Raw genomic sequence first — 12,285 nt, 5'->3', positions numbered from 1 at the left:
TGAACCCTCTCCCCACAGCGTGCATCTTTATGCCTTGTCGCTAAAACAAGAATAAGGACCGCTCATGTTCGATATCCGCACATTCCCCCGCGCCGATGCCGTCCGCCAGGCCGCGCAGCTCAGTCAAGACGAGTACCAGCGCCTCTATCGCCAATCCATTGAGCAACCCGATACCTTCTGGGCCGAACAGGCCAAGGGCTTTCTCGACTGGATCAAACCCTGGCACACCGTGCAGCACTCAGACATCACCACCGGCGCTGCCCAGTGGTTTGCCGGTGGCCAACTGAACGTCAGCTACAACTGCATTGACCGTCACCTGGCGCAACGCGCCGACCAGCCAGCCTTTATCTGGGAAGGTGACGATCCTGCAAAGTCCTCCAAAATCTCCTACCGCCAACTTCATCAAAACGTCAGCCGCCTGGCCAATGTGCTGAAAAGCCGTGGGGTGAAAAAAGGCGACCGGGTGTGTATCTACATGCCGATGATCCCGGAAGCCGCCTACGCCATGCTGGCCTGCACACGGATTGGCGCGGTGCACTCGGTGGTGTTCGGCGGCTTCTCTCCGGATGCTCTGCGCGACCGCATCCTCGATGCCGACTGTCGCACCGTGATCACCGCCGATGAAGGCGTGCGCGGCGGCAAGCCGGTGGCCTTGAAAAAGAACGTCGACAAAGCCTTGGCCAGTTGCCCGAACGTCAGCACGGTACTGGTGGTGGAGCGCACGGGTGCGGAACTTGGCTGGGTAGAAGGCCGCGACCTCAAGTATCAAGCCGCCCTGGACGCTGCCAGCGCTGATTGCCCGCCCGAGCCAATGGACGCCGAGGACCCGCTGTTTATCCTCTACACCTCCGGCAGCACCGGCAAACCCAAAGGCGTGCTGCACACCACCGGTGGTTACCTGCTGCAAGCGGCGATGACCTTCAAGTACGTGCTCGACTACCGTGACGGCGAAGTGTTCTGGTGCACCGCCGACGTGGGCTGGGTCACCGGCCACAGCTATATCGTGTACGGCCCGCTGGCCAATGGTGCCACTTCGCTGATGTTCGAAGGCGTGCCGAGCTACCCGGACAGCTCGCGTTTCTGGCAGGTCATCGATAAACACCAGGTGAATATCTTCTACACAGCGCCCACCGCACTGCGTGCGCTGATGCGTGAGGGCCACGGGCCACTGGAGAACACCTCGCGCGCCAGCCTGCGCCTGCTGGGCAGCGTCGGTGAGCCGATCAACCCCGAGGCCTGGGATTGGTACTTCAACGCCGTAGGCGAGCAGCGTTGCCCGATTGTCGATACCTGGTGGCAGACCGAAACCGGCGGCATCATGCTCAGCCCGCTGGTCAGCGCGCAACGGATCAAACCCGGTTGCGCGACCCAACCGATGTTTGGCGTACAGCCAGTGCTGCTGGATGAACACGGCAAGGAGCTCAGCGGCGCCGGCAGTGGCGTGCTCGCCATCAAGGCCAGCTGGCCGGGGCAGATTCGCAGCGTCTACGGCGACCCGCAGCGCATGCTCGACACCTATTTCAAACCCTACCCCGGCTACTACTTCACCGGCGACGGTGCGCGCCGCGATGAAGATGGCGACTACTGGATCACCGGCCGCATTGACGACGTGATCAACGTGTCCGGCCACCGCATCGGCACCGCCGAAGTGGAGAGCGCGCTGGTGCTGCATGACCAAGTGGCCGAAGCCGCTGTGGTCGGTTACCCCCACGATGTCAAAGGCCAGGGCATCTATGCCTTTGTCACCCCAATGAACGGCGTCGAGCCCAGCGATGAGCTGAAAAAACACCTGCTGGAGCTGGTCAGCAAGGAAATCGGCAGCTTTGCCAAGCCGGAACTGATCCAATGGGCGCCTGCCTTGCCGAAAACCCGTTCGGGCAAGATCATGCGGCGCATTTTGCGCAAGATCGCCTGCAACGAACTCGACAGCCTCGGCGACACCTCGACCCTGGCCGACCCGAGCGTGGTGGACGGCCTGATCGATAAACGCCTGAACCGATAGGAGCCACCCAGAGTCGCCATGGAATTTATCCGCAGCCGTATCGAAACCCAGCTGATGAGCCTCACCGGCTTGTCACTGGGCCAGTTGGACCTGGAAAACCCCAAGGGCGACCCTGGCCTGTTTGGGCCGGACTCTATCAGCTGGCAGGTGCATGGCGACTTCAGCAGCATGCTGATCGGCGGCATCAGCGCGTTGATGCTGCAAGCCTTGCACCCGCTGGCCCTGGCGGGCGTGTGGGACCACTCCAACTTTCGCCAGGACATGCTCGGGCGCTTGCGCCGCACCTCGCAGTTTATTTCCGGCACCACGTTCGGCTCGCGCCAGGACGCCGAATGGCTGATTGAAAAGGTGCGCACCATCCACCTGCAAGTGGTCGGGCATGCGCCGGATGGTCGAGCGTATGCGGCCAGCGACCCGGAGCTGCTGACGTGGGTACACGTGGCGGAGGTCAGCAATTTCCTGGCGGCGCACCTGCGTTATCGCAACCCGCACCTGTCGGGGCGCGACCAGGACCGCTACTACAGTGAAATTGCCTTGGTGGCCGAGCGACTGGGCGCCCGCCACGTTCCGCGCTCGCGGCAGGAGATTTCCGAATATCTGGTGCGTATTCGTCCGCAACTGCTGTGTGACGATCGCAGCCGCGAAGTGCTGCGCCTGCTGGTCAATGCACCCGCGCCCAGCACCTTGGCCAAACCCTTTGGCAGCTTGATGATGCAGGCCGGCATCGACCTGCTGCCGGACTGGGCCAGCGCTATGCTCGGGCAACACCAAAGCTCGATGCAACGCTTGGTGATCCGCGCAGGGGTGAAACGCAGTGCGCCCTTGCTGCGCTGGGCGATGCGCAATGGTTCGGTGCAACGCGCCCAGCGGCGGATGGGGTTGATGTAGACGACGGCCCATAGCTGTTAAACTTCGCGCCCTCTTTTACCCGCAAGGCGCGCTCCATGACTCCCTTGAATCAGGCGCTGCGCGCCGCTCTCAACCATCGCCAAGACCTGATCAGCGAGTTGCACGCCCAAAGCACCGACTGCTACCGGCTGTTCCATGGCAGCCAGGAAGGCGCCGGCGGCTTGACCATCGACCGTTACGGCCCGCAATTGCTGGTGCAAAGCTTCCACCACTCGCTGCAAACCGAAGAACTGCTGGACCTGCATCAACAGGTCAATCAGTTCATGGGCCTGGAATTGCAGCTGGTGTACAACGACCGTTCCCGTGGCAACTCGCGCATCGACCGTGAAGACACGGTGTACCGCGCCGAGCCCGCGGCATTGGCAGATCAGGTCGGCCACGAATGGGGCCTCAACTACCGTGTACGCGGGCGTCATGCCGGGCAAGACCCACTGCTGTTCCTGGACCTGCGCAACACCCGTGGCTGGGTCAAGGACCACAGCGCCGGCAAAAGCGTGCTGAACCTGTTCGCCTACACCTGTGGCGTAGGCCTGAGCGCCGCGGCCGGGGGCGCAAGCGATGTGTGCAACCTGGACTTCGCCGAAGGCAACTTGGCGGTCGGGCGCGAAAACGGCCTGCTCAACCCGCACTTGCCGACCATGGAATTCGTGCAGTCCGACTACTTCCCGGCGATTCGCCAACTGGCCGGTTTGCCGATCACCCAGCGCCGTGGGCAGAAGCTGCCAGGTTATCCACGCCTTGAGCAGCGCCAGTTCGACCTGGTGCTGCTCGACCCACCTGCGTGGGCCAAGAGTGCTTTCGGCACCGTCGACCTGTTGCGTGACTACCAGAGCCTGCTCAAACCCGCACTGCTGACCACCGCCGACAATGGCGTGCTGATCTGCTGCAACAACTTGGCAAAAGTCAGCATGGAGGACTGGCGCGAACAGGTGCTGCGTTGCGCCGAAAAAGCCGGCCGACCGGTTCGCGAGTGGCAAATCATGACGCCGGGGGCTGACTTCCCTTCGCAAGATCAGCAGCCACCGTTGAAGACCCTGATCCTGCAGTTGTAGTACTTTTCCCAAGGAGCCCGGTACTTCGGAACCGAAAACCCGTGCCATACTCCAAGGCATTCTCGTTCTACATAGATGGCGTCACTCATGCCCAAAGGATTGATCCGCGCCGCTGGCGCCTTGTTGACCGCCCTGGCTCTGTACAGCTTGCTGGGTTTTCTGATTCTGCCGGGCATTGCCCTACGCATTGCCAACCAACAACTGGCCAATTACGCCACGGTGCCGGCCCGTATCGAGCGTATCGAGCTCAACCCGTTCAGCCTGGAACTGACGCTGTGGGGCCTGAAGCTCGGCGAGCCGGGCAAGGAACAAGTCGGTTTCGAGCGCCTGTACGCCAACTTGCAGATCGACAGCCTGTGGACACGCGCCCTGCACCTGGCAGATGTGCAGCTGGACCAGCCGAAGACCGAAGTGCTGTTCGACAAATCCGGTCAGTTGAACCTGGCGCAGCTGTTCAAACTGCCGCCGAGTGAGCCGACCCCGGCCGACCCGAATGCCAAGCCGTTCCCGCTGCGCATCGACAGCATCAAGCTGGCCGGCGGCTATGTGTACTTTCGCGACTTGCGCCCCAGCGAGCCGATCGAATTCCTCTACGACAAACTCGACTTCGAGCTGAAAAACCTCAGCACCTTGCCCGAAGACAACGCCGACATGACCCTGGTGGCCGCCGGCCCTGAGGGCGGGCAGATCGACTGGAAAGGCAATTTCAGCCTGGTGCCGATCACTTCAGAAGGCACCTTGAAAGTCACCGATGGCAAGATGAAAGCCTGGTGGCCGTACGTGCGGGATGCCCTGCCGCTGGTGCTTGAAGACGGCGTGCTGAACTTCAGCACCGACTATAAATTCAGCCTGGCCAAAGAAACCGAACTGAACCTGACCAACACCGCCGCCAGCATCGCGCCTTTTGCGATCAAGGCGCCGGATGGCCGGCCACTGGTGCGCCTGGAGCGCCTGGACGTCAGCGACACCACGGTGGACCTGGCCAAGCAACAAGTGGTGGTCGGCAAGATCCGCAGCAACAAGCTGGAAACCTGGGCCGCCCGCGAAGCCGATGGGCAACTGGACTGGCAGAAACTGTTTGCCAGCCAACCGAGCAAACCGGCCAAGGAACTCAAGCCTGCCAGCGCACCTGCAACCGCCGATACGCCAGACGCCCCAGCTGCCGCCCCCAGCAAACCCTGGCAAGTGCTGCTCAAGGACGTGCAACTGCGCAACTATCAAGTGCACCTGGCGGACCGTGCTGCCAAACCGGAAGTTGCATTGGAGCTGGGCCCGCTGAATGTCGATATGCAGAACTTCGACAGCCTCAACCGCAGCCCCTTTACCCTTAAGGTCGACTCCGGCCTGGGCAAGCAAGGCAAGATCAGCGCAACCGGTGAGGTCAACCTCAACCCGGTCAGCGCCAGGTTGAAAGTGAGCACCCAGGACATCGACCTGCGAGTCGCGCAATCCTATATCAGCCCGTTTATCCGCCTGGAACTGCGCAGCGGTATGTTGGGCAGCAACCTCGATGTGAACCTTAAAAGCACCGAGCCATTGGCGCTGCAGGTCACCGGCCGCGCTCAGGTCGACCAATTGCACACCCTGGACACCCTCAAGACCCGCGACTTTCTCAAGTGGCAGCGCCTGGTACTCGAAGGCGTGAACTACCAGCACGGCGACAGCCTGTCGATCGACAAGGTCAACCTGCTGCAGCCGTATGCGCGCTTTATGATCAACGATGACCGCACCACCAACATCGATGATTTGCTGATCCCGCAACCGGCCGACAATGGCGCCAAGTCGGCAGCCAAGCCGGCGGCGGGCAAAGACAAACCGTTGGGTATTCATATCGGGCAGATTGCGATCAACGACGGTTCGGCCAACTTCGCCGACTTCAGCCTCACGCCCAACTTCGCCACGGCTATCCAGCAACTCAACGGGCAGATTGGCACTATCGACAGTCGCCAGGCCAAACCGGCCAGCGTCGACATCAAGGGCAAGGTGGATCGCTACGCGCCGGTGACGATCAAGGGCAGCGTGAACCCGTTTGACCCGATGGCGGCGCTGGACATCGCCACCAGCTTCAAGCGCGTCGAACTGACCACGTTGACCCCGTATTCCGGCAAGTTCGCGGGCTTCCGCATTCGCAAGGGCCGGCTTAACCTCGATTTGCACTACGTGATCACCAAAGGCCAGTTGAAGGCTGAAAACAAAGTGGTGGTTGAGCAGTTGCAGCTGGGTGAGAAGGTCGACAGTGCCGATGCCGTCGATTTGCCGATTCGCCTGGCCATTGCGCTGCTAAAGGACACTGACGGCAAGATCTCCATCGAACTGCCAGTGACCGGCGACTTGAATAACCCGCAGTTCAGCGTCATGCCGATTGTGTGGCAGACCCTGCGCAATCTGGTGGTGCGCGCAGCCACGGCGCCGTTCAAATTTATCGGCGGGCTGGTCAGCGGTGGCGGCTCGGAAGACCTGGGTAACGTGTCGTTTGCCGCAGGCTCCAGCGAGCTGAACAAAGATGCCGAGGGTGCCCTGAACACCTTGGCCAAGGCACTCAAAGAGCGCCCTACCCTGCGCCTTGAAATCGAAGGCACGGCAGCCGCCAGCAGCGATGGCCCATTCATCGCCGCAGATCGCCTGGAGCGTGAATACCAATACAACTACTACAAAATCCTTCAGCGTCGCGGCGACAAGGTGCCGGCCCAAGCGTCATTGCTGGTGGTGCCGGAGAAAGAAAAACCGCCATTGCTCGAAGGCATTTACCGTACCCGTCTCAAGCAACAACCACCGGCCGAATGGAAAGACCTGAGCAGCGATGATCGCACTGCGAAGCTGCGTGATGGCTTGATCAAGTTCTGGGGCGCCAGTGATGTGTTGCTGCGCCAACTGGGGCAGGACCGTGCCAGCACTATCAAGGACTACCTGGTGGACAAGGGCCAGCTGGAAGATGACCGGGTGTATTTCATTGATGCCAGCGTGGGGCAGGCGGAAAAGGATGGTCGAGTGGTAACGCCGATGCATCTGGATGCTGAGTAACCTTCAGCTAAAACAGATCTAAATGTGGGAGCGGGCTTGTGTGGGAGCTGGCTTGCCTGCGATAGCATCACCCAGGTTTAACTGAACAACCGAGGTGTTTGCATCGCAGGCAAGCCAGCTCCCACAGTTGATCTTCATTTGTCCTGCGAATCTTTCCGACCCCTGAATAGAACAGGCCCCGACACAAGTGCCGGGGCCTGTAATGACCACATCCGTGTGGTCGGTCGCATGAACTTTAGAGGTGCATCGGGTGGATATCTAACTCACCCTAAGCCGCCGCCGTCTAGCTCAGACGATGCTTGTAGCGTTACTGAACGGTCAGACCATCAGCCGATACAGATTTAACGCCTTTGATTTTCTTGGTGATCGCAACTGCGGTGTCTTTCTGAGCCTGGGTCACAGCAGCAGTCGACGACAGCGACACTACACCTTTGTTGGTTTCGACTTTGATGTCGGTACCAGGAATGCCTTTTTCGGTAACCAGGTCAGCTTTTACCTTGGTGGTGATCCAAGTGTCCGAAGTGGACTCTTTGGCACCTGCTGCTGCGCTTTTGGATTTGTCGATGTTATCTGCCTTAGTGGCACCGCCAGCCAGCAGGCCATCAGCGGAAACAGCGGTAACACCTTTGATTTTCTTGGTGATCGCTACGGCAGTGGCTTTCTGCGAATCAGAGATAGCGACTTTAGAGGACAGGGAAACCACGCCTTTGTTGGTTTCAACCTTGATGTCCGAACCAGGAATGCCTTTCTCGGTCAGCAGATCGGATTTAACTTTGGTGGTGATCCAAGTATCCGAAACGCTTTCCTTAGCCGCGGTGGCTTCACCAGCCGCCAGGGTCATTGGGGCTTGGGAAGTCTGAGCAAAGGCTACGTTAGCACCCATGGCCAGAGTCAGAGCGGTAGCAGTAGCGAGAGCGAACTTCTTCATACGAGTAACTCCTGTTTTATGAAAAGTCTGCAGCGTGTAAACCTTGATGCTGCAGCGTTAACAGGGTTATTGCAGGCAGTGTGCCAAGTCATAGAATAAGATTAATTCCTTTATAAACAACAACTTATAAAAACAGCTAATTTTCGAAATCGTGCATCTTGCATGAAGTTGACCGTGCCTGCATGCAAGTTGCGGCTTTTGGAATTTACTAAGCGACTGATTTACCGGTACTTTCCTACGGGCATAAAAAAAGGACTCCGAAGAGTCCTCTTTTTCAGCGTAAAGCCAGCGGGTAATTAAACGCCCGAAGCCTTGGCTGCTGCTACGTCCTTGATGGACAGCTTGATACGGCCACGGTTGTCCACGTCCAGTACCAGCACTTCCACTTCCTGGCCTTCTTTCAGAATGTCGGTCACTTTCTCAACACGAGCGTCGCTCAGCATGGAGATGTGTACCAGACCGTCTTTGCCCGGCAGGATGTTGACGAATGCGCCGAAGTCGACGATGCGCTCAACCTTACCCACGTAGATCTTGCCGATCTCGGCTTCAGCGGTGATGCCCAGAACGCGCTGACGTGCAGCTTCAGCAGCTTCCTTGGTTTCGCCGAAGATCTTGATCGAGCCGTCGTCTTCGATGTCGATCGAAGCCTTGGTTTCTTCACAGATCGCACGGATGGTCGCGCCGCCTTTACCGATAACATCACGGATTTTGTCGGTGTCGATTTTCATCGCGATCATGGTCGGAGCATTTTCCGACAGCTCGGTGCGGGACTGACCAATGATCTGGTTCATCTGACCGAGGATGTTCAGGCGCGCTTCCAGGGCTTGGCCCAGAGCGATTTCCATGATTTCTTCGGTGATGCCCTTGATCTTGATGTCCATCTGCAGCGCGGTAACACCTTTAGCGGTACCGGCTACCTTGAAGTCCATGTCGCCCAGGTGGTCTTCGTCGCCCAGGATGTCGGTCAGGATGGCGAACTTCTCGCCTTCTTTAACCAGGCCCATGGCGATACCGGCAACCGGTGCCTTCATCGGTACACCAGCGTCCATCAGTGCCAGGGAAGCACCGCAAACGGAAGCCATGGAGCTGGAACCGTTGGACTCAGTGATTTCCGACACAACACGGATGGTGTACGGGAACACGTCGGCAGCAGGCAGCATCGCAGCGATCGAACGACGAGCCAGGCGGCCGTGACCGATTTCGCGACGACCAGCGCCGCCCATGCGACCACACTCACCTACCGAGAACGGAGGGAAGTTGTAGTGCAGCATGAACGGGTCTTTTTTCTCGCCTTCCAGGGTGTCCAGCAGCTGTGCGTCACGGGCAGTACCCAGTGTTGCAACGACCAGGGCCTGGGTTTCGCCACGGGTGAACAGCGCCGAACCGTGAGTCTTCGGCAGAACGCCGACTTCGATGTTCAGTGGGCGCACAGTGCGAGTGTCGCGACCGTCGATACGTGGCTTGCCGTTAACGATGTTTTCGCGAACGGTGCGGTATTCGATTTCGCCGAAGGCCGCTTTGACTTCGCTGGAAGAAGGCTGGCCTTCTTCACCGGCCAGCTTGGCCACAACCTGATCCTTCAGCTCGCCCAGGCGCGCGTAACGGTCGGCCTTGACGGTGATGGTGTAGGCGTCGGAGATGGCAGCACCGAACTCGGAGCGGATAGCGCCCAGCAGTTCAGTCGCTTCAGCTTGTGGAGCCCAGGCCCATGTCGGCTTGGAAGCTTCGGCAGCCAGTTCTTTAACGGCTTTGATCACGGACTGGAATTCGTCGTGAGCAAACAGTACAGCGCCCAGCATCTGGTCTTCGGTCAGCTCTTTGGCTTCCGATTCAACCATCAATACGGCTTCAGAGGTACCGGCAACGACCATGTCCAGGCTCGACGCTTTCTGTTGCTCGTAAGTCGGGTTCAGCAGGTAGCCGGTGCTTTCGTGGAAAGCAACGCGCGCCGCGCCGATCGGGCCATCGAAAGGAATGCCGGAGATGGCCAGGGCAGCCGAGGTACCGATCATCGCAGCGATGTCCGGATCGGTCTTCTTGCTGGTGGAAACGACGGTGCAGACAACCTGCACTTCGTTCATGAAGCCTTCTGGGAACAGCGGACGGATCGGACGGTCGATCAGTCGGGAAGTCAGGGTTTCTTTCTCGGAAGGACGGCCTTCACGCTTGAAGAAACCGCCAGGGATCTTACCGGCAGCGTAAGTCTTTTCCTGGTAGTGAACGGAAAGAGGGAAGAAGCCTTTGCTCGGGTCAGCGGTCTTGGCGCCAACAACGGTCACCAATACGGTCACGTCGTCGTCAACGGTAACCAGCACTGCGCCGGAGGCTTGACGGGCGATACGGCCTGTCTCGAGGGTAACGGTCGACTGACCGAACTGGAATTTTTTGATAACCGGGTTCACGGTGTCCTACCTTCTTTGTGGCTCTTGGGGGAACTTGTCTTCTTGCGAAATTCTTGGGCAATGCCGGGAATCGGCCCGACGCTCGTCCAGGGTAAAACGTGTATCCAGATAAAACTTGAGGCTGGGAGCCTGCCATGGGCCAGCGGGAATCCCACTGACACACGGCAGACAACCAACCTCTAGCGCAATCGCTTATTAGCGACGCAGACCCAGGCGACCGATCAGAGCCTGATAACGACCCAGATCCTTGCCTTTCAGGTAGTCCAGCAGCTTACGGCGCTGGTTTACCATGCGGATCAGACCACGACGGGAGTGGTGATCTTTACCGTTGGCCTTGAAGTGACCTTGCAGCTTGTTGATGTTGTGGGTCAGCAGTGCAACTTGCACTTCTGGCGAACCAGTGTCACCAACAGCTTGCTGATAGTCAGCAACGATTTGTGCTTTTTCTTGAACGTCGAGAGCCATGAGGCAATCCTTTTTTCAGGAAACCACCCAAAGGGCAGTTTCAACAGGCCAGGGACAAATCCCTGTATCTAAAAATGAGTGTTGACCGTGCCTGTTAACAGCCACACTCGTTCGGTCATTCTGACCGAATCAGTCGACGCGGCGCTATACGCCCGTCTTCGCTCACTTCACCGATACCGATAAAGCGACCGTTATGATCCTGTACCCGCACCATACCGAACTTTGGAGCGTCCGGGGCACGTACCGGTTGGCCGTTTAGCCAGTAGAACGCGCTGTGCTCCGAGAAGTGCAGCAATGGCCAATCCAGCAAACCGCTGTCCGATGGCATCAGGAAGCGATCAACCGCTTCATTGCCGCCCTCGGCATGTACCGCTTCCAACTCTTCCAGCGTGACCGTCTGGGCCAGGGTGAAAGGTCCGGCTTGAGTACGTCGCAACTCTGCAACGTATGCACCACAGCCCAGTTGCTCACCGATATCTTCCACCAGGGTACGAATATAGGTGCCTTTGCTGCAGTCCACCGACAGTCGTGCGGTGTCGCCTTCACTGGCGAGCAATTCAAGCCGCGCAATAGTAACAGAACGCGGTTCACGCTCCACTACTTCGCCCGCACGTGCCAGCTTGTAAAGAGGCTGGCCATCACGCTTGAGCGCCGAGTACATCGGCGGTATCTGACTGATTTGCCCACGAAAAGCGGGTAAAACGGCCTCGATATCAGCACGACCAACGGTCACGTCGCGAACCTGCAGAACATCACCTTCGGCATCGGCCGTGGTGGTGGTCTTGCCCAGTTGCATGAGGGTTTCGTAACCCTTGTCGGAATCGAGCAGGTATTGCGAGAACTTGGTGGCCTCGCCAAAGCACAACGGCAGTACGCCGGTGGCCAATGGGTCGAGGCTGCCGGTGTGCCCGGCCTTCTCGGCATTGAGCAGCCAGCGAACCTTCTGCAGCGCGGCATTGGAGGTAAAGCCAATGGGTTTGTCGAGCAGAATGATGCCGCTGACGTTGCGACGGATACGTTTGACCTGAGCCACCGCTTACTCCTTGGCGTCTTCAGGTGTGGACGGGTGCTGGCTGTCTTCAGCCACGGCGCGCTCGATCAGTGCCGACAGGTGCGCACCACGCACGACGCTTTCGTCGTAGTGGAAGTGCAACTGGGGAACACTGCGCAGCTTCATTTCACGGGCCAATTGCATGCGCAGGAAGCCAGCAGCCGAATTGAGCACCTTGATGCTTTGCGCGATTTCTTCGCTGTTGTCCTGCCCCATCACGGTGATGAAGATCTTGGCGTGACCCACGTCACGGCTCACTTCAACGGCGGTGATGGTGACCAGGCCAACGCGCGGGTCTTTGACTTCGCGACGGATCAGTTGGGCCAGCTCACGCTGCATCTGATCGCCGATACGTTGGGTACGGCTGTATTCTTTTGCCATGTCTTGTTACCTGTTACTGCCACACGGTGAAACCCGTGGGGTCTGAAAGCGGCAAACGCCCGGCCTGACAAAAG

At 58.9% G+C, this 12,285-nt stretch carries 9 protein-coding genes; 4 read left to right on the top strand and 5 right to left on the bottom strand.

Translation table 11 applies throughout. The features are described from left to right. Nucleotides 1-64: 64 nt before the first annotated feature. From acs to QF043_RS02880, 4 genes are all read left to right on the top strand, one after another. Entirely contained in the window at nt 65-2,002 is a 1,938-nt protein-coding gene (gene acs, locus QF043_RS02895; protein ID WP_307417447.1) for an acetate--CoA ligase, read from the top strand. Between the two features lie 18 nt (nt 2,003-2,020). Beyond that, nucleotides 2,021-2,890: an oxygenase MpaB family protein gene (locus tag QF043_RS02890; protein WP_307417446.1), complete on the top strand. Its 870-nt coding sequence runs from the start codon at nt 2,021-2,023 to the stop codon at nt 2,888-2,890. 56 nt (nt 2,891-2,946) lie between these two features. Then, nucleotides 2,947-3,963: a class I SAM-dependent rRNA methyltransferase gene (locus QF043_RS02885; protein WP_307417445.1), complete on the top strand. Its 1,017-nt coding sequence runs from the start codon at nt 2,947-2,949 to the stop codon at nt 3,961-3,963. Between the two features lie 87 nt (nt 3,964-4,050). Further along, nucleotides 4,051-6,984 carry a DUF748 domain-containing protein gene (locus QF043_RS02880; protein ID WP_307417444.1) on the top strand — a complete coding sequence of 978 codons (2,934 nt, stop codon included), beginning with the start codon at nt 4,051-4,053 and terminating at the stop codon, nt 6,982-6,984. 307 nt (nt 6,985-7,291) lie between these two features. Here QF043_RS02880 and QF043_RS02875 read toward each other — a convergent pair whose 3' ends face one another. The 5 genes from QF043_RS02875 to rbfA all read right to left on the bottom strand — a co-directional run bounded on the left by QF043_RS02875 (nt 7,292) and on the right by rbfA (nt 12,211). Further along, a complete protein-coding gene (locus tag QF043_RS02875) occupies nt 7,292-7,912 on the bottom strand; it encodes a BON domain-containing protein (RefSeq protein ID WP_307417443.1) in 621 nt (206 codons plus the stop codon). Between the two features lie 296 nt (nt 7,913-8,208). Next, on the bottom strand, nt 8,209-10,314 hold the full coding sequence (pnp, locus tag QF043_RS02870; RefSeq protein ID WP_307417440.1) for a polyribonucleotide nucleotidyltransferase: 2,106 nt from the start codon (nt 10,312-10,314) through the stop codon (nt 8,209-8,211). Between the two features lie 195 nt (nt 10,315-10,509). Beyond that, nucleotides 10,510-10,779 (bottom strand): 30S ribosomal protein S15, encoded by a 270-nt coding sequence (gene rpsO, locus QF043_RS02865; RefSeq protein ID WP_003176135.1) that lies wholly within the window; start codon nt 10,777-10,779, stop codon nt 10,510-10,512. 115 nt (nt 10,780-10,894) lie between these two features. Further along, nucleotides 10,895-11,812, bottom strand: a complete 918-nt coding sequence (gene truB / locus QF043_RS02860) for a tRNA pseudouridine(55) synthase TruB (RefSeq protein WP_017139248.1) — start codon at nt 11,810-11,812, stop codon at nt 10,895-10,897. A gap of 3 nt (nt 11,813-11,815) precedes the next feature. Beyond that, entirely contained in the window at nt 11,816-12,211 is a 396-nt protein-coding gene (gene rbfA, locus QF043_RS02855) for a 30S ribosome-binding factor RbfA (RefSeq protein WP_003176137.1), read from the bottom strand. Nucleotides 12,212-12,285: the final 74 nt, after the last annotated feature.

The organism is Pseudomonas sp. W3I7 (assembly GCF_030816095.1).
Taxonomy (GTDB): domain Bacteria; phylum Pseudomonadota; class Gammaproteobacteria; order Pseudomonadales; family Pseudomonadaceae; genus Aquipseudomonas; species Aquipseudomonas salomonii.
The sequence above is the reverse complement of the archived record's forward strand: the minus strand, read 5'-3'. Positions and strand labels throughout refer to the sequence as shown.

Coding starts and splice junctions, on each gene's coding strand:
- rpsO (WP_003176135.1), bottom strand. CDS start 10,779: ATGGCTCTCGACGTTCAAGAAAAAGCACAAATCGTTGCTGACTATCAG.
- QF043_RS02880 (WP_307417444.1), top strand. CDS start 4,051: ATGCCCAAAGGATTGATCCGCGCCGCTGGCGCCTTGTTGACCGCCCTG.
- QF043_RS02875 (WP_307417443.1), bottom strand. CDS start 7,912: ATGAAGAAGTTCGCTCTCGCTACTGCTACCGCTCTGACTCTGGCCATG.
- QF043_RS02885 (WP_307417445.1), top strand. CDS start 2,947: ATGACTCCCTTGAATCAGGCGCTGCGCGCCGCTCTCAACCATCGCCAA.
- acs (WP_307417447.1), top strand. CDS start 65: ATGTTCGATATCCGCACATTCCCCCGCGCCGATGCCGTCCGCCAGGCC.
- QF043_RS02890 (WP_307417446.1), top strand. CDS start 2,021: ATGGAATTTATCCGCAGCCGTATCGAAACCCAGCTGATGAGCCTCACC.
- rbfA (WP_003176137.1), bottom strand. CDS start 12,211: ATGGCAAAAGAATACAGCCGTACCCAACGTATCGGCGATCAGATGCAG.